13 protein-coding genes and 1 tRNA gene are annotated in these 17124 nt (G+C 59.6%); 11 read left to right on the top strand and 3 right to left on the bottom strand.

The features are described from left to right. The 6 genes from HDF09_RS06285 to rplK all read left to right on the top strand — a co-directional run. On the top strand, positions 1-165 hold a 165-nt coding region (locus tag HDF09_RS06285), incomplete at its 5' end, for an EF-Tu C-terminal domain-related protein (protein ID WP_455685161.1). Between the two features lie 283 nt (positions 166-448). Continuing rightward, entirely contained in the window at positions 449-598 is a 150-nt protein-coding gene (rpmG, locus tag HDF09_RS06280) for a 50S ribosomal protein L33 (RefSeq protein WP_158943905.1), read from the top strand. Positions 599-646: 48 nt separating this feature from the next. Then, positions 647-722 (top strand) — tRNA-Trp (locus HDF09_RS06275). A 65-nt stretch (positions 723-787) separates the two neighbouring features. Beyond that, positions 788-1048, top strand: a complete 261-nt coding sequence (secE, locus tag HDF09_RS06270) for a preprotein translocase subunit SecE (RefSeq protein WP_183762981.1) — start codon at positions 788-790, stop codon at positions 1046-1048. 42 nt (positions 1049-1090) lie between these two features. Then, positions 1091-1729, top strand: a complete 639-nt coding sequence (gene nusG / locus HDF09_RS06265; protein WP_183762978.1) for a transcription termination/antitermination protein NusG — start codon at positions 1091-1093, stop codon at positions 1727-1729. 83 nt (positions 1730-1812) lie between these two features. Continuing rightward, the gene (gene rplK / locus HDF09_RS06260) at positions 1813-2247 is read left to right on the top strand and encodes a 50S ribosomal protein L11 (RefSeq protein ID WP_179585113.1); all 435 of its coding nucleotides are present in this window, start codon (positions 1813-1815) and stop codon (positions 2245-2247) included. Between the two features lie 151 nt (positions 2248-2398). Here rplK and HDF09_RS06255 read toward each other — a convergent pair whose 3' ends face one another. From HDF09_RS06255 to HDF09_RS06245, 3 genes are read right to left on the bottom strand one after another with little or no spacing between them, the layout of a single operon-like run. Beyond that, positions 2399-3505: an SPL family radical SAM protein gene (locus HDF09_RS06255; RefSeq protein WP_183762975.1), complete on the bottom strand. Its 1107-nt coding sequence runs from the start codon at positions 3503-3505 to the stop codon at positions 2399-2401. 57 nt (positions 3506-3562) lie between these two features. Further along, complete coding sequence (locus HDF09_RS06250) at positions 3563-4246, bottom strand: DUF4166 domain-containing protein (protein WP_183762972.1); 684 nt, start codon at positions 4244-4246, stop codon at positions 3563-3565. Further along, a complete protein-coding gene (locus HDF09_RS06245) occupies positions 4230-5129 on the bottom strand; it encodes a DoxX-like family protein (protein ID WP_260180942.1) in 900 nt (299 codons plus the stop codon). The genes HDF09_RS06250 and HDF09_RS06245 overlap by 17 nt, the downstream gene beginning before the upstream one ends. A gap of 207 nt (positions 5130-5336) precedes the next feature. Here HDF09_RS06245 and rplA point away from each other — a divergent pair, with 207 nt between their 5' ends. From rplA to rpoC, 5 genes are all read left to right on the top strand, one after another. Then, on the top strand, positions 5337-6047 hold the full coding sequence (gene rplA / locus HDF09_RS06240; RefSeq protein WP_179637359.1) for a 50S ribosomal protein L1: 711 nt from the start codon (positions 5337-5339) through the stop codon (positions 6045-6047). Between the two features lie 77 nt (positions 6048-6124). Then, positions 6125-6907: a 50S ribosomal protein L10 gene (gene rplJ, locus HDF09_RS06235; RefSeq protein WP_183762966.1), complete on the top strand. Its 783-nt coding sequence runs from the start codon at positions 6125-6127 to the stop codon at positions 6905-6907. A gap of 138 nt (positions 6908-7045) precedes the next feature. Further along, entirely contained in the window at positions 7046-7420 is a 375-nt protein-coding gene (gene rplL / locus HDF09_RS06230; RefSeq protein ID WP_179585103.1) for a 50S ribosomal protein L7/L12, read from the top strand. 636 nt (positions 7421-8056) lie between these two features. After that, positions 8057-12544, top strand: coding sequence for a DNA-directed RNA polymerase subunit beta (gene rpoB, locus HDF09_RS06225; RefSeq protein ID WP_183762963.1), 4488 nt, complete (start codon positions 8057-8059; stop codon positions 12542-12544). A 198-nt stretch (positions 12545-12742) separates the two neighbouring features. Continuing rightward, positions 12743-16933 carry a DNA-directed RNA polymerase subunit beta' gene (gene rpoC, locus HDF09_RS06220; protein WP_183762961.1) on the top strand — a complete coding sequence of 1397 codons (4191 nt, stop codon included), beginning with the start codon at positions 12743-12745 and terminating at the stop codon, positions 16931-16933. Positions 16934-17124: the final 191 nt, after the last annotated feature.

The following is a 17124-nucleotide window of genomic DNA, read 5'->3' as shown; positions in this document are numbered from 1 at the left end:
TCGGCGAAGCTTCCTGCAGGCACCGAGATGTGCATGCCCGGCGATAACATCCAGCTGGAGATCACGCTGCACACGCCAGTCGCGATGGAGAAGGGTCTGCGCTTCGCTATCCGCGAAGGCGGACGCACCGTCGGAGCAGGCACCATCAGCGAGATCATCAAGTAATTATTCGAACGTCGGCGGCGGGAACGGTTCCTGCCGCCAAACGTTTTAGTGGTTTTATTGCCTCCTTGTTCTATTTGGCGACCATCGTTCTGACAGTTCGGAGCTATGGCTTTCCTGAAACACTGTTTTAAGAGATAATTTGAGAGGACGAGCGTGGCCTGACCGCTTTTCTTCCGTCTCACAATCAGGATTTGGTTGCAGGGGCCATTGCCCTGTGTCGCGGCGTGTCACTACGCTGCTTGCCAGCCGAGGTGGCTGGCCACGTTAGAAGGAGAAATCAACAATGCGCGAGATCATTACTCTTCAGTGCCCGGATTGCAAGAACCGGAACTACTCCACCACGAAGAACAAGAAGACGACGACGGGTCGCCTCGAGTTCTCGAAGTTCTGCAACACCTGCCGGAAGCACACGGACCACAAGGAAACGAAGTAGTCTCCAGCCGGATTCTGGGGTGAGGCGAAGGTCTCACTCCGCACCACTGGGGGAGTAAGCTCAACGGTTAAACTGTCGGTCTCCAAAACCGAACTTCTCGGTTCGAATCCGAGCTCCCCCGCCAGTTTGCCCGGTCCCTCAAGTCCGGGAACAGACACCACAACGCACCACGAAGATTGAGGCAGTACTATGGCCAAGACAATAGCGGTAACCGAACAGCCCAGCACCGGATTGCAGCAGTTGAAGTCGCAGCCAGCACGTCTCGGCGAGTTCCTCAAGGATGTTCGCAGCGAGATGCGCAAGGTGATCTCGCCTTCGCGCGCAGAGGTTCAATCGACTACGATCGTTGTCCTGGTCACCGTCTTCATCTTCGCCGCCTACTTCTGGCTGGTGGACAACATCATCGGCCGGGCGATCGAAGCGTTGCTGCACCATCTGACCCAGCACTAAAGAGATTTGATTCCGAGCAATAGCGGTAGAGAGAAGTACACGATGCGTGAAAAAGGCACAACGATGGCGGCAGAAGAGCAAAATCCGGAAGAGCAGAATCCTCAGGGAGATCCCTCTGAGCAGCTCGCTCCACCGGTCAATGAGAACTTCAAGTGGTACATCATTCACGCCTACTCGGGCTTCGAGCGCAAGGTGCGTGAGTCCCTCGAAAGCCGCATCACCGCCTTCGGTCTGCAGAACCGCATCGGCCGCATCATGATTCCGACCGAGCCGGTCACCGAGCTGCGCAACGGCAAGAAGTACACCATCGAGCGCGTCTTCCTGCCTGGCTACGTTCTGGTCGAGATGGATCTCGATAACGACCTGTGGCATGTGATCAAGAACACGCCGCGCGTCACCGGCTTTCTGGGCACCGGCGACAACCCGGTCGCGCTCTCGGAGCAGGAGGTCAGCTCCATCCTCTTCCGCACCGAGACCGCAGGCAACAAGCCGACCATGAAGGTCAAGTACGAGAAGGGCGAGCAGGTTCGCATCAACGAAGGCCCCTTCGCCAACTTCACCGGCGCGGTCGACGATATCAACGAGGACAAGCAGACCCTCAAGGTTATGGTCAGCATCTTTGGCCGCTCGACTCCGGTCGAGATCGAGTTCTCCAAGGTCGACAAGGTCGTCGACGAGTAGTTTGAGAGTTTTGAAATAATTAAGCAGCAGGCGTTCGGATGTAATAACGCCCGCCGCTGGAAGAGTAAAGAGGATTTACCCGAATGGCACCGAAGAAGATCACTGGATACGTCAAGCTTCAGATTATGGCCGGCAAGGCCACCCCTGCACCTCCTGTCGGCCCCGCGCTTGGCCAGGCTCAGGTCAATATCATGGAGTTCTGCAAACAGTTCAACGAGCGTACTAAGGCTCCTGACATGGCCGGACTCACCATCCCGGTCGTCATCAGCGTCTACGCGGACCGCACCTTCAGCTTCATCACCAAGACCCCTCCGGCTCCGGTGCTCCTGCTGAAGGCCGCCGGTATCGAGAAGGGCTCCGGCACTCCGAACAAGGAGAAGAAGGGCAAGGTGACCGAGAAGCAGATCATCGCCATCGCCACCCAGAAGATGCCGGACATGAACGCGACCACGGTCGAGGCCGCAGCGAAGACCATTCGCGGCACTGCCCGTTCGATGGGCATTGAAGTCGTAGGCTAACTCACGGCTGCTCGCACCGACTCAGCTTTCTACACGCGAGGATTACTACAAGCGGGGACGCAAGGAATCATCACCGACGTTGTCAGTCGACGATGACCTCCGGGCGTCCTCTCTCGTCGTTAACTGTGGCCTCACCTCCGCCTTATCGTGGCTAAGCGAAGAGTCTTTGCTGTCTCGCCGTTGCTCCCACACCGAGGGTCGGCCTTTTGCCCGCGCCCTCCTCGTTTCGAGTAAGCAGGGCATCGCTCGAACGCTTTCCCAGGCCGTACCGTCGGCACGCGCGCTCGACCATCTTTGCAAGACGCTCGCGATACTCTCTTCCGGCGAAGTCGGCGTTGGCGAAACGTTTGGCGTAGTCGGCCTGAAGGGCGGGGAAGTGCTCACGAACGAAGCTCAGGTAAGTAGGACGTGAACACGGCTTGAGGAAGAGTGGATGGGCGGCGAAGAAGCTCGCTCCCACGGCAGCAGCACGCCGAGCCATCCCGTCCAGCGCCTCTTCGTTATCGGTAATGCCAGGCAGGAGCGGCGAGCCGAAGACTCCGGCGACGATCCCCGCCTCCCGCAACCGCTTCACAGCTTGAAAACGCAGATCAGGCCGTGGCGCTCGCGGCTCGAGCAGACGCGCCAGCGCAGCGTCTGGGGTTGTGATCGTCACATGCACCACCAGGGAATTGCGGCGAGCAACTTCTACCAGCAGATCGATATCGCGTTCGATCAGCCGCGATTTGGTCACAATCCCAAGGCGGTACCCCTCCTTTCGCGCAAACACCTCGAGCAGGCTGCGCGTGATCTTCGCCCGTCGCTCGATCGGCTGGTAGGGGTCGGTCGCGGTGCCCAGCGCCACCTCGTCCGCAGGGTCGATCTTCTTCAACTCCTGCTCCAGCAGCCATGCGGCATTCTGCTTCAAGAAGATCATTCGCTCGAACGCCAAAGGATCTCGCATATCGATCGTGTTCGTCGCGACCTCTGCGCTCATCTCTCCCATCTCTGCCGCAGCCTTTGGAGCCATGAACTCATGCGTATAGCGCGCATAGCAGTACTTGCAGCCGAACTCGCATCCGCGGTACGGATTGATGCTGTAAGCGAGCGACAGCTGCCGCTTCGATACCGATTTGTTCAGAATGCTGCGCACCTTCAACATCTTGAATTCAATCAGGTGGCCATCGTCGGCGTGCTCTGCCTCAGCCGCCATACGAGCGATCCCGACGGGGCTTGCGGGAAGAATTGGAAAGAGTGATCGGCCATTAATTTTCTCCATTTGTTCGCCTCTCGAGATTTAGCATAGGCTGGTTCTCAATCGGCGTCAACAGGATCTTTACTCGCGTTTTTCCACTCTTTTTGGCAACAGGTCCTCCGGTGTCTTGCTGACCGGCAACCACTCCACCCTGAAGCTTCCCCGGTATCCGAACAATGGTCCCCACACCCGATTTTTGACGGTGACTTCGATGCGAAACTTACCAATCGATTCATCGAACCACTCGCAGACCTCAGCGAAGCCGGAGAGAGCCATGGGAAACCTGAAGGCCGCTGGCCCCTCATAGAATCGCTGTTCCCCTGACCTGAGTGCGACTCCACCGTTGGCAGCGACGGAGATGTCAATGTCAACGGCCAGGTGCTGATGCGTTCCGAGATAGTCGACGATGCGCCGTCGTTGTTCGCTGTAGATCATGTAGGCGTCGAATCGTCTCTGGGGCGCCGATGGTCTCGCGGTCTCAAAGGTGCGGAGCCAGGTCACGGTCTCACGTCCCAATCGATCCCGATAGGCGAAGTTGCGGATGGTGAACGGTACGTTGCGGCCCTGTTCCGGGAACATGATGCTCCGCCACGCGCCGAGGTAGAGGAAGGGAAGCGTGTAGACCGGCCCATGCCACACCTCTTCCATAACCCCTCGTCCGATGGCCCCCACACCTGACTCGCTCGAAATAGAGAACCGCTGCTGAATCATCGGGTGCAGACGTTTGAAGTCTTCTCCAAGCACGCGCTCATAGATGGACGGCATCGCTGACCTCATTATCTTTGGTTGCGTATGGTCTGCGAAGGCACCGACCTGCGAAAGCAGTCCCCCGATGCGAGAGCCATCCGCAGAAGCATAGGGCCGACACTGCGAGGTTGAGTGTCACGGGGTTAAATGCTGCACTCAACTGCGCTGGCGATGACAAAGCAACGCCGAAGAGGGCGGCGATCATCGCGGTACCGGTCAACAGAAAATATCCACGCCATCGCCAGGCAAGCAGTCCCAACAGACCCAGAGCGATCTCCGCAAAACCAATCAGTGGGAGCCAAGGGGCAGCTACACCCGCGTTCGACAACATAGCCAACTCTCCGACGTCGTGAAAAAGCAGCTTAGGAACCAGCCCATGCCAGATCCAAACGAATGCGATCAGTCCGCGACATATGCCATAAATAAGCGAGGAGCGCAGCACAAGCTCGGGGGCGAAGTCATCCTCCAGCCAAAGCCGCAGGCGGTCGAAGCTCCACGCAGTCGCCCACCCCATCAGCGGACGGAAGACGAGATCGTCGAAGACTCGGCCCAGGAGACCGAATCGGGGCTGGTAGTCGTACCAGGTAAGAAAGCGGATTTCTTCTCCCGCAGGAATGTACTTCCAATACCCGGCTCCTGCACGAATGAGAGACCTCGAATCGTCCGACCAGAATTTGAGTGCCGAGGTAGCCTCTCCCGAGGCTCCTGACCGCGTGCCGGTCGACTCTCCCTCCCCAGCGACTGCGAGCCCGAACCCCACCCGCGTCTCGTAGAGGAAGCGCTGTGGCGAAGTGGAATCAGTCTTTGGAAGATAGTGGATCGTCGTAAATCGGAGGTCCCACCGTTGATGAAGCGCGGGATCCTGGGTGAACTTCCAAAGCCGATCCATAGGGGTTCGCATGGGAAGCTCAATATAAAGGCCCCGAGACATGGCGCGAGGATAGCATGGACCAGGTGGAGGAGGTTCAGCCGGCTCGTATTTCGCGATAGCGCTTGCAGAAAACCAGCATTTCCGGCATACTCGTAAGAGTGCCTCAATGTCCAGTTGAGGCCAGTCGAGAACCACGCCCGGAGAGATCAACTCCAGAGGGGTGGGAGACGAGGGAAAATGGCAAGGAAGCTCTCTAAGAATCTAGTAAAGGCGCGTGCGCTCGTTGAGCCCCGTCCTTATCTGTTGGCGGACGCAGTTCCGCTCCTGCAAAAAGCAAAGTACGCGAAGTTCGACGAGACCGTCGATCTGACCATGCGTCTTGGCGTCGATCCTCGCCACGCGGACCAGATGGTTCGCGGCACGGTAGTTCTCCCGCACGGTCTGGGCAAGTCGAAGATCGTCGCCGTGATCACCTCGGGCGATCGCATCAAGGAAGCAGAGGCTGCTGGCGCAGAGTTTGTCGGTGGTGAGGAGTTGGTCGAGAAGATCCAGAAAGAAAACTGGACTGCCTTTGACGCTCTGATCGCGACCCCCGACATGATGCGTTCGGTCGGACGTCTCGGTAAGGTGCTTGGCCCCAAGGGTCTGATGCCCAACCCGAAGACGGGCACGGTTACCACTGATGTTGCCGCTGCGGTCAAGGAGATCAAGGCTGGTAAGGTCGAGTTCCGAACCGACAAGACCGCGCTGGTTCACGTTCCGGTTGGCAAGCTCTCGTTCGATCCGCAGAAGCTGGTCGACAATGCGATGACCGTCATTACGAGTGTTGTGAAGGCCAAGCCGTCGGCCGCCAAGGGCAAGTACATCAAGGGCGTCACGCTGAGCTCGAGCATGGGCCCTGGCATTCAGCTCGACTACGCCGCTGCCGAACTTGCGGGCAAGGCTTAATCAATTTTAGTTAGCACGAAACCCCCTCTGGCCGCGAGAGCGAGGAGTGGGGAAGCGAAAGCGAAGAGGATTTAGTCATGGCATTGACCAGAGCATCAAAGACGGAGAAGGTGAAGCAGCTCGCGATCGAGCTCGAGCACTCGACCTCCGCTATCATCGGCACCTTCAAGGGCCTCACCGCCGCGAAGGACTTCGAGCTGCGTAAGACGGTTCGCGCCGCCGGCGGAAACTACCATGTCGTCAAGAACAAGCTGGCTGCACGCGCCAGCGAAGGCACCAAGATCGAGTCGGCGCTGCAGGGCCTTAAAGGCGTTTCGGCTGTTGCCTATACCTCGGGCGATCCTGTTGCCCTGGCCAAGGCGCTTTCGACCTGGGTCAAGGACAACGCCGAGTTCACCTTCAAGCTGGGCATCGTCGACGGCAAGGTGATCGACGTCCGCGAGATCGGCGATCTGGCCACTATGCCGGGCAAGGAAGAGCTCTTCTCGAAGCTTCTCTTCCTGATTCAGTCGCCTGCGCAGCGTCTGGCCACAGTCATCAACGCCACCGGCCGCGATCTGGCGGTTGTCATCAACCAGGGCGTCGAAAAAGGCAAGTTTGCAGGCGCAGCCGCACCGGCAGCTGTCGAAGCGCCGAAGGCGGAGGCTAAGGTTGAAGAAGCTCCTGTGGCAGTGGCCGCAGTTGCTGAGTCTCCTGCTGCTGAGGCTCCTGCTGCTGAGTCTCCCGCTGCTGAAGGTCAGCTCGTAGCCGAGGCGCACGCTATTGAAGCTCCCGCCGCCGATGCGACCGCTGAGCAGCCCGAGAACTCCACCGCATCGCAGGGTGGGGAAGCCGCGACCACGGACCCGGTCGAGGGCTAAAACAAGTTTCGCCTGGTCTTCCCGGGGGCGCTGGTCTGGGCGCAACGGAAACCCTGGAAGGCATAGGCAGCCGAAGCGCAGTCAGGCTTTGGAAGAGCAATAGGCACCACAAAGTTCAGTTCTAATTGGAGAAATAACATGGCAGACATCCAGCAGTTGGAAGATTCAATCGTTAGCCTCAGCCTCCTCGAGGCTTCGGCTCTGGTCAAGAAGCTCGAAGAGCGTCTCGGCGTTTCGGCAGCAGCGGCAGTTGCAGCCCCGGCAGCGGGCGGCGGTGCAGCGGCAGCAGCTCCGGTCGAAGAGAAGACCGAGTTCACCGTCATCCTGAAGGATGCCGGCGCGAATAAGATCAACACCATCAAGGCTGTACGCGAAGTCACCGCTCTTGGGCTGAAGGAAGCCAAGGATCTGGTCGATGCCGCTCCCAAGCCCTTGAAGGAGAACATCTCGAAGGATGACGCAGCAGCCATCGCCAAGAAGTTCGAAGGCGTTGCGACCATCGAAATCAAGTAGTTAACTGCCAGCTTGCACTATAAGGCGGAACGCGATATTCTTGACGTTAGAGAAAATTCGTTCCGCCTTGACGTGCTCATTGGCGGCCAGCGGTACCCAGAAAAAACTTCGTTGTACCCGGATCATCCTGTCTTCACAGGTTAAGGAACCGGCCACTATACGCTTCGAGCGGCGGATGCGCATAGTGCAATAAGAAACATGCGAGCGGCGCAACTTTGGGGTAGGCGAACCTCAATGGCGGCAGGCATTAACACCACTTATATAGAAACAGTGCACAAGTCGACCTTTGCGCTCATGGGGCATGCTGTCCCCGCGAGCGCTTTGCCGTGTTTTATTGGCATTGTCTCCGCTGTAGGAGCCAACAGTACGCTGCACGCGTTCTTTATAGCAGCTTCGAACGGTTGCAGGTAGCAAAAGTTTCAAGATTTATCCGTGCCGCGGACCATGACGGCAAGACATTTTGCGCACGGGGCTCGCTGCCATCGAGGACAGCAAGACCCGAAGATCTTCAAGACTGCGCGATCAGAACCAAACCCGGAGGGCCTGACCGATGCCCTCCCCTAACGAGTGAAGCCAGCAATACGATGCCGGCAGACGCGCTCGGGAGGCCTCGAAGGTCAGTTTTCAGGAGAGAGCATGTCTGGCGAGTCCAACAACAGCGAAATGCGCGCGATCCGAAGCCGTCTTGATTTTTCCAAGATCCCCACATCCATCCAGATTCCCAACCTCATCGAAGTTCAGCGCCGCAGCTACGAGCGCTTCCTGCAGATGGACAAGCTCCCGCAGGAGCGCGAGGACAACGGCCTGCAGTCGGTCTTTACCTCCGTATTTCCCATCACCGACTTCCGTAACGTCTCCGAGCTCGAGTTCGTCGACTTCTCCATCGGCAACTGGGAGTGCAAGTGTGGCTACCTCAAGGGCCTCAACCACCTGCGCACGGCCTGCACCAACTGCGGCCACATGGTCATTACCGACCCCTTCCACCCGGGCGACGTCCTCTGCAACTTCTGCGGAACCTACAACAAGAACACCCCTGACTTCTGCACCAAGTGCGGCGACCCCGTCGGCCTGCAGCTGAAGTACGACCAGGCAGAGTGCGAAGAGCGCGGCATGACCTACTCTGCACCCCTCAAGGTCACCATCCGCCTGAAGATCTACGACAAGGACCCCGAGACCGGCGTCAAGAGCCTGCGCGACATGAAGGAGCAGGAAGTCTTCTTCGGTGACATTCCTCTCATGTCGCAGAACGGCACCTTCATCGTCAACGGCACGGAGCGCGTCATCGTCTCGCAGCTCCACCGTTCGCCCGGCGTCTTCTTCGAGACCGCGAACAACCGCACCTACTTCCTCGGCAAGATCATTCCGTACCGCGGCAGCTGGGTCGAGTTCGAGTACGACCAGAAGAACACCCTCTACGTCCGCATCGACCGCAAGCGCAAGTTCCTCGGAACCATCTTCCTGCGTGCACTCGGCCTGCGCACCGATGAGGAGATCCTCAAGACCTTCTACACCGTCGACACCATCAACGTAGCCGACGGCAAGCTCAGCTGGAAGGTCGCTCCCGAGGGTCAGCTCAGCAACCTGCAGGGCACCCGTCCGGCCCATGCCATCACCGTCAAGGGTGAGGAGATCGCGCCTGCCACTCGCAAGATCTCCGCTCACACGATGAAGGGTCTGCGCAGCCACAAGATCGACGCGGTCGAAGTGGAGACCAGCGAGTTCGACGGCGCCATGACCGCCGCCGACGTCGTCGATCTCACCACCGGCGAGCTGCTCTACGAGGCCAACCAGGAGCTCACCGCCGACAAGCTGCACAAGATCATCCAGTCCGGCGTCAGCAGCATCGAGGTCTTCTTCCCCGAGCGCGACGACGTAGGCAACATCATCACCAACACGCTTCGCCGCGACTCCGTGCGCAAGCCTGAAGAAGCTCTCATCGAGATCTACCGCAAGCTGCGTCCGGGCGACCCACCGACGCTCGACACCGCGACTGCGCTCTTCGAAGGTATGTTCTTCGATCCGCGCAAGTACGACTTCTCGCGCGTCGGCCGCCTCAAGTTCAACATCAAGCTCTACGAGAACCAGGATCCCTCTGGCCTCGACAAGCGTACGTTGACCCCTGAGGACTTCTACGGCACCATTCGCTACCTGCTCAAGCTGCGCAAGAACATCGGCGTCGTCGATGACATCGATCACCTTGGCAACCGCCGCGTTCGCGCCGTCGGTGAGCTGATGGAGAACCAGTTCCGCATCGGCCTCGTCCGTATGGAACGCGCCATCAAGGAGAAGATGTCGGTCTATCAGGAGATGTCGACCGCCATGCCGCACGACCTCATCAACGCCAAGCCAGTTATGGCCGCGATTCGTGAGTTCTTCGGCTCCTCGCAGCTCTCGCAGTTCATGGACCAGACCAACCCCCTCTCGGAGATCACGCACAAGCGCCGTCTCTCCGCCCTTGGGCCCGGTGGTCTGTCGCGTGAGCGCGCTGGCTTCGAAGTCCGCGACGTGCACCCCACTCACTACGGCCGCATCTGCCCGATTGAGACGCCGGAAGGCCCGAACATCGGTCTGATCTCGTCGCTCTCCTGCTTTGCGCGGATCAACGAATACGGCTTTATCGAATCGCCGTATCGTCGCGTGAAGGAAGGCCGTGCGCTCGACTACGTCTCCGTCTCGAACGCCGGTGAGTCCGGTCTGCGTCAGGGCGACTACCTCGAAATTGAAGAGGCCCGTGCCAAGAATGCTGAACTGAAGAAGGCCGGCAAGCGCACCATGGACCTCGCCCCCTTCAGCTTCTACCTCTCGGCCTGGGAAGAAGACCGCCACACGATCGCACAGGCGAACATCGAGCTCGATGCGAAGTTGAACATCGTGCAGGATGTCGTCGACGCCCGTCGTCAGGGCAACTTCGTCCTCGTCAACAAGTCCGAAGTGGACTATGTCGACGTCTCGCCGAAGCAGCTTGTCTCGGTCGCCGCCTCGCTGGTTCCGTTCCTCGAGCACGACGACGCCAACCGTGCGCTGATGGGTGCCAACATGCAACGGCAGTCCGTTCCTCTGCTCGTTGCCGAGGCCCCCTTCGTCGGTACCGGTATGGAAGGCGTCACCGCCCGCGACTCCGGCGCCGTCATCCTGGCCAAGCGTAATGGCATCATCGACTCGGTCGACTCCGAGCGCATCATCGTGCGCGTAGAAGGCGAGCATCACCCCACGCAGCTCTCGCGTGAGGTCGGTTCGGACATCTATCAGCTCACGAAGTTCAAGCGCTCCAACCAGAACACCTGCATCAACCAGAAGCCGATCGTCCGCAAGGGTGATCGTGTCATCAAGGGTCAGGTCATCGCCGACGGCCCATGCACCGAGCAGGGCGAACTCGGCCTCGGCCGTAACGTTCTGGTCGCCTTCATGCCGTGGCGTGGTTACAACTTCGAGGACGCGATCCTCATCTCCGAAAAGCTGGTCCGCGAGGACTACTACACCTCGATCCACATCGAGGAGTTCGAGATCGAAGCCCGCGACACGAAGCTTGGACCGGAAGAGATCACGCGCGATATCCCCAACGTCAGCGAGCACGCACTCCGCGATCTCGATGACTCGGGCATCATCCGCATCGGCGCGAAGATCGGTCACAACGACATCCTCGTCGGCAAGGTAACGCCGAAGGGTGAAACGCAACTGACGCCGGAAGAGAAGCTCCTCCGCGCCATCTTCGGTGAAAAGGCCGGCGATGTTCGCGACGCTTCGCTCACGTGCCCTCCGGGTATCGAAGGCACCGTCGTCGACGTCCGCATCTTCTCCCGCAAGGGGCAGGAGAAGGACGAGCGCGCCAAGCAGATCGAGCAGGAGATGATCGAGAAGCTCGAGCGCAACCTCGCCGACGAGATTCGTATTCTCACCGACGAGCGCCTCAAGCGTCTCGAAGCCATCTTGGGAGCCAAAGAAGTTTTGGCAGATCTCCATGACGAGCGCACCAACAAGAAGCTGCTCAACAAGGGCGACATCCTCGATCGCGACACGATCGAACTCATCAGCACTCGTAACCTCAAGCGCATACGGTATGCAGATAAAGACCCACGTGTGAATGAGCAGATCGATGAGATCGAGGAGATGACCTCACGCCAGATCGATGTTCTCCGCAAGATCACCAACGAGAAGATCGGCAAGATGCAGAAGGGCGATGAACTCTCGCCCGGCGTCATCAAGATGGTCAAGGTCTACATCGCCATGAAGCGCAAGCTCTCTGTCGGTGACAAGATGGCCGGCCGCCACGGTAACAAGGGTGTTATCGCACGAATCCTCCCTGAGGAAGACATGCCGTACCTCCCCGATGGAACCCCGGTCGAGATCGTCCTCAACCCGCTCGGTGTGCCTTCGCGTATGAACGTCGGTCAGATCCTCGAGACGCACCTTGGCTGGGCAGCGCACGAGCTTGGCAAGCAGGTCGCCGAACTCGCTGCAACCATGCAGTCGGCCAACGAAGTCCGCGAGCTCTTCAAGGCGCGCTTCGCCGGTACCGCCGCACTCAACCAGCTTCTTGACCTCGACGACGAGCAGACCCTGCGCGTTGCCGCCGGCATGAAGCGTGGTATCTGGTTCGGCACGGCAGTCTTCGACGGTGCACGCGAGACCGAGATCAAGGCGCTTCTCAAGGCCGCTGGTCTTCCCAGCTCGGGCAAGTCGCAGCTCTACGATGGCATGCTCGGCGATCCATTCGAGCAGCCCGCCACCGTCGGCTACATCTACATGCTCAAGCTGTCGCACCTTGTCGACGACAAGATCCACGCTCGTTCCATCGGACCGTACTCGCTCATCACCCAGCAGCCGCTTGGTGGTAAGGCGCAGTTCGGCGGACAGCGCTTCGGTGAGATGGAGGTCTGGGCCCTTGAAGCTTACGGCGCCGCCTACATCCTGCAGGAGCTGCTCACCGCCAAGTCCGACGACGTCTTCGGTCGTACCAAGATCTACGAAGCCATCGTCAAGGGCGAAGCTGCCATCGAGCCGGGTGTTCCCGAGTCGTTCAACGTTCTTATCCGCGAACTGCAGTCCCTCTGCCTCGACGTCGAACTGATCAAACAGGCCGACCAGAAGAAGCAGCCGCTGCCAGCCATCGCCGCAGCAGATTAGTCGATACCGCTCCACCCCAGGCACGGTCCTTCTGAATGAGGCTCACGCTCAACATTCACGAAGGGCCGGCCAAAGGGGAAGAGCAATAAAGAGAAGCAGGCGACGGACCTTACCACCCACCGCCCAGCAGAAGTAAAGCAGCAGTAACCAGCAGCAAGGCTCAACAAACGCCAGACACTGCATACGGAGACGTCAAATATGTTTCGCTCCAGCCCATTTGAACTGACCGGACCCATCGCCGACTTCGACGCCATCAAGATCCAGCTCGCCAGCCCAGAGAAGATCCGCAGCTGGTCGCACGGCGAGGTCACCAAGCCGGAAACCATCAACTACCGCACGTTCAAGCCCGAGCGCGACGGACTATTTTGCGCAAGAATCTTTGGCCCCATCACCGACTGGGAGTGCCTCTGCGGCAAGTACAAGCGCATGAAGCACCGCGGCGTCATCTGCGACAAGTGCGGCGTCGAAGTCACCCTCTCTAAGGTTCGCCGCGAGCGCCTCGGCCACATCGAGCTCGCCAGCCCCTGCTCGCACGTCTGGTTCTTCAAGGGCCTTCCCTCGCGTATCGGACACCTGCTCGACATCAGCCTGCGTGAGCTCGAGGCCGTCCTCTACTTCGAGTCCTACGTCGTCGTCGATCCAGGCGATGCCCCGGTCAAAGAACGCGAAGTCATCAAGGACGAGACCAAGTTCCGCGAGCTGGATGCACAGTACCGCCCCTCCGGCTTCAAGGCCATGATGGGCGCCGAGGCCATCAAGGAACTTCTCAAGCGCGTTGAAGTCACTGAGCTCGCCATCGAGCTGCGCGAGCGCATGAAGACCGAGACCTCGCTGCAGAAGAAGCTCAAGTACTCCAAGCGTCTCAAGATCGTTGAGGCCTTCCGCAAGTCCGACAACCTGCCGCAGTGGATGATCCTCGACGTGATCCCCGTGATCCCGCCCGAGCTGCGTCCCCTCGTTCCGCTCGACGGCGGCCGCTTCGCCACGTCTGACTTGAACGACCTGTATCGCCGCGTCATCAACCGCAACAACCGACTCAAGAAGCTGATGGACCTCCACGCACCTGAGGTCATCGTCCGCAACGAGAAGCGCATGTTGCAGGAGGCCGTCGATGCTCTCTTCGACAACGGCCGCCGTGGCCGCGTTCTCCGTGGCGCGAACAACCGTCCGCTGAAGTCGCTATCCGACACCCTCAAGGGCAAGCAGGGCCGCTTCCGTCAGAACCTTCTCGGCAAGCGCGTCGACTACTCCGGCCGTTCGGTCATCGTCGTCGGTCCCGAGCTGAAGCTGCACCAGTGCGGTCTTCCCAAGAAGATGGCGCTCGAGCTCTTCAAGCCCTTCATCTATCACCGCCTCGAGCAGACCGGCCACTGCACCACCATCAAGCAAGCCAAAGAGATGGTCGAGATGCAGGAGCCCATCGTCTGGGACATCCTCGAAGAGGTCATCAAGGATCACCCGGTTCTTCTGAACCGCGCTCCGACGCTTCACCGTCTCGGCATTCAGGCCTTCGAGCCCGTGCTCGTCGAAGGTAAAGCCATCAAGATCCATCCGCTCGTCTGCACCGCCTTCAACGCGGATTTCGACGGCGACCAGATGGCCGTTCACATCCCACTCTCGCCTGAGGCTCAGATCGAAGCCAGCGTTCTCATGCTCGCTTCGCACAACATCCTCTCGCCCGCCAGCGGTCAACCGATCACCGTCCCGACGCAGGACCTCGTCCTCGGCCTCTACTATCTCACCAAGGCAAAGGTTAACGCCAAGGGTGAAGGCCGCGTCTTCGCCAACATCGAGGAGGTCTTCATGGCCCTCGAGGCGAAGCAGGTCGAGACCCTCACCCCGATCCGTCTGCGCTACTCGGGGCCAGTCCTCGACATGACCACCGCGTACGACGATCAGGACCTCACCCACACCGAGCCGGTCGAGTTCAACAAGCAGTACATCAACACGACCGTCGGCCGCGCCATCCTCAACGATGCGCTCCCCGAGGGCATGCCCTACGTCAACGGCCTGCTCAAGAAGAAGGGTATCGGCCAGCTCATCAACTACTGCTACCTGAACCTCGGCCTCGAAGTCACCGTCAAGACCCTCGACCGCGTCAAGGACCTCGGCTTCACCTATGCCACGCGCTCCGGCCTCTCGGTTGGACTCGACGACATGGTCATCCCCGACTCCAAGTACACCGTCGTGGGCGATGCCGAAAAGCAGGTTCTCGCCATGCAGCAGCAGTACCTCGACGGAGCCATCACCAACGGTGAGCGCTCCAACAAGGTCATCCAGATGTGGTCCGGAGTCACCGAGCGCGTCGCCGACGAGATGTTCAACAACATGAAGCGTGCCGACAAGGAAGGAGCCATGAACCCGATCTACATCATGGCCGACTCCGGTGCTCGTGGATCCAAACAGCAGATCCGCCAGCTCTCCGGCATGCGAGGTTTGATGGCCAAGCCCTCCGGCGAAATCATCGAAACCCCCATCACGGCGAACTTCCGCGAAGGTCTCACGGTGCTGCAGTACTTCATCTCAACCCACGGCGCACGTAAGGGCCTCGCCGACACCGCACTCAAGACCGCTGACTCGGGTTACCTCACCCGCCGTCTGGTCGACGTTGCGCAGGATGTCATCATCTCGCACAACGACTGCGGCACCGTCGAAGGCATCTACGTCACCCCGATCATCGAAGCCGGCGAGACCATCGAGCCCCTTCGCGATCGCATCATCGGCCGCGTCAGTCTCGAAAAATTGAAGGACTTCGAAGGCAAGACCATCGTCGACATCAACCAGGAGATCGACGAAGATCTCGCCAGCGCCGTTCAGGCCGCGGGTATCGAGCGCGTCAAGATCCGCTCGGTTCTCACCTGCGAATCCAAGCGCGGCGTCTGCATCCTCTGCTACGGCCGTAACCTCGGCTCCGGCAAGATGGTCGAGATGGGCGAAGCCGTCGGCGTTATCGCGGCGCAGTCCATCGGCGAGCCCGGCACTCAGCTCACCATGCGTACCTTCCACATCGGCGGTACGGCATCACGCGTATCCGACGCTTCGCACCTCGAGGCCAAGAACGCCGGTACGGTCCGCTTCATCAACCTCGTCACCGTTCGCTCCAAGGACGGCGGTCTGGTCGCCTTCAACCGCAACGGTTCGCTCGCCATCGTCGACGAGAAGGGCCGCGAGAAGGAGCGTTACGCTGTCGTCTACGGTGCCAAGCTCAAGGTCGAAGAGGGCCAGCAGGTCGTCCAGGGCACGCGCCTCGGCGAGTGGGATCCCTACACCTTCTCCCTCCTCACCGAGATCGCTGGAACCGTCCAGTTCAAGGACCTCCAGGAAGGCCTCACTCTCAACGAAGAAGTCGACGAAGTCACCGGCCTCAGCCGTCTTGTCGTCACCGACTCCTCCGACGAGAAGCGTCAGCCAGCCATCATCATCAAGTCCGCTCAGGGCAACAAGCGTTACCTCATGCCTTCACGCGCTCACCTCATGGTGGCCGACGGCGACGAGATCTACCCCGGCGACATCCTTGCCAAGATCCCACGCGAAACCACGCGTACCAAGGACATCACCGGCGGTCTCCCCCGCGTCGTCGAACTCTTCGAGGCCCGCAAGCCACGCGACCCGGCAATCATCAGCAAGATCGATGGTGTCGTTCGCTTCGGCGAAGTCTCGAAGGGCCAGCGCAAGGTCTACGTCACTGCGGACAACGGTCAGGAAGAGGAGTACAGCGTTCCCCGCGGTACTTACGTCAACGTGCAGGAAGGCGAACGCCTCCGTGCCGGTGACGCTCTGATCGACGGTCCCCGCAACCCGCACGACATTCTGGAAGTTCTCGGCGAGCGCGCACTGCAGCAGTACCTCGTCAACGAAATCCAGGAAGTCTACCGGCTCCAGGGCGTTACCATCTCCGACAAGCACATCGAAACCATCGTTCGTCAGATGCTTCGCTGGGTCAAGATCGAAGAAGTCGGTGACACCAGCTTCCTCGTCGATCAGCAGACCGACCGCTTCCGCTTCAACGCCGAGAACCAGCGCGTGTTGATGTCCGGCGGCAAGCCTGCCATCGGCCGTTCGCTCCTCCTCGGCATCACCAAGGCGTCGCTCTCGACCGACAGCTTCATCTCGGCCGCCAGCTTCCAGGAGACCACTCGCGTACTCACTGAAGCCAGCATCAACGGCTCCATCGACACGCTCCGTGGCCTCAAGGAAAACGTCATCGTAGGCCGCCTCATCCCCGCCGGCACCGGCATGGAGTACTACCGCAACGTCCAGCTCTCACCAGAACTGGAAGAAGCGGCAGCCCAGGTCCAGCAGGAAGTGGCCTCCGCCATCGAAGCCGAAGAGCGCGAACTAGAGCAGATGCGCATGGAAGGCGAACAAGAAGAACTAGCCGCCGAGTAGGCCTTCGCGGACGGCGAAAAGCGCTTCGCGTGAAAACAAACAACGGCAGAGCTTCGGCTCTGCCGTTTTGTTTGTTCAATTCAGGTCTTTAGAAGGGCGACTGCAATCATGAATCCCGCTAAAAAGACCAAGTTCCCGCACCAAAAGTAGAGTAGTGTCTTCAGCGGTGCTGAAACTGTTCTGTTGTGCCT

The organism is Edaphobacter lichenicola (assembly GCF_014201315.1).
Classification (GTDB): Bacteria; Acidobacteriota; Terriglobia; order Terriglobales; family Acidobacteriaceae; genus Edaphobacter; species Edaphobacter lichenicola_B.
Note: the sequence above shows the minus strand (reverse complement) of the source record. Positions and strands in the feature narration are given on the sequence as shown.

Excerpts from the sequence above, each read along its gene's own strand:
- secE (WP_183762981.1), top strand. The coding sequence starts at position 788 with ATGGCCAAGACAATAGCGGTAACCGAACAGCCCAGCACCGGATTGCAG.
- HDF09_RS06250 (WP_183762972.1), bottom strand. The coding sequence starts at position 4,246 with ATGCCGTCCATCTATGAGCGCGTGCTTGGAGAAGACTTCAAACGTCTG.
- nusG (WP_183762978.1), top strand. The coding sequence starts at position 1,091 with ATGCGTGAAAAAGGCACAACGATGGCGGCAGAAGAGCAAAATCCGGAA.
- rplL (WP_179585103.1), top strand. The coding sequence starts at position 7,046 with ATGGCAGACATCCAGCAGTTGGAAGATTCAATCGTTAGCCTCAGCCTC.
- rplJ (WP_183762966.1), top strand. The coding sequence starts at position 6,125 with ATGGCATTGACCAGAGCATCAAAGACGGAGAAGGTGAAGCAGCTCGCG.
- rpoC (WP_183762961.1), top strand. The coding sequence starts at position 12,743 with ATGTTTCGCTCCAGCCCATTTGAACTGACCGGACCCATCGCCGACTTC.
- HDF09_RS06245 (WP_260180942.1), bottom strand. The coding sequence starts at position 5,129 with ATGCGAACCCCTATGGATCGGCTTTGGAAGTTCACCCAGGATCCCGCG.
- rplK (WP_179585113.1), top strand. The coding sequence starts at position 1,813 with ATGGCACCGAAGAAGATCACTGGATACGTCAAGCTTCAGATTATGGCC.
- rpoB (WP_183762963.1), top strand. The coding sequence starts at position 8,057 with ATGTCTGGCGAGTCCAACAACAGCGAAATGCGCGCGATCCGAAGCCGT.
- rpmG (WP_158943905.1), top strand. The coding sequence starts at position 449 with ATGCGCGAGATCATTACTCTTCAGTGCCCGGATTGCAAGAACCGGAAC.
- rplA (WP_179637359.1), top strand. The coding sequence starts at position 5,337 with ATGGCAAGGAAGCTCTCTAAGAATCTAGTAAAGGCGCGTGCGCTCGTT.
- HDF09_RS06255 (WP_183762975.1), bottom strand. The coding sequence starts at position 3,505 with ATGGAGAAAATTAATGGCCGATCACTCTTTCCAATTCTTCCCGCAAGC.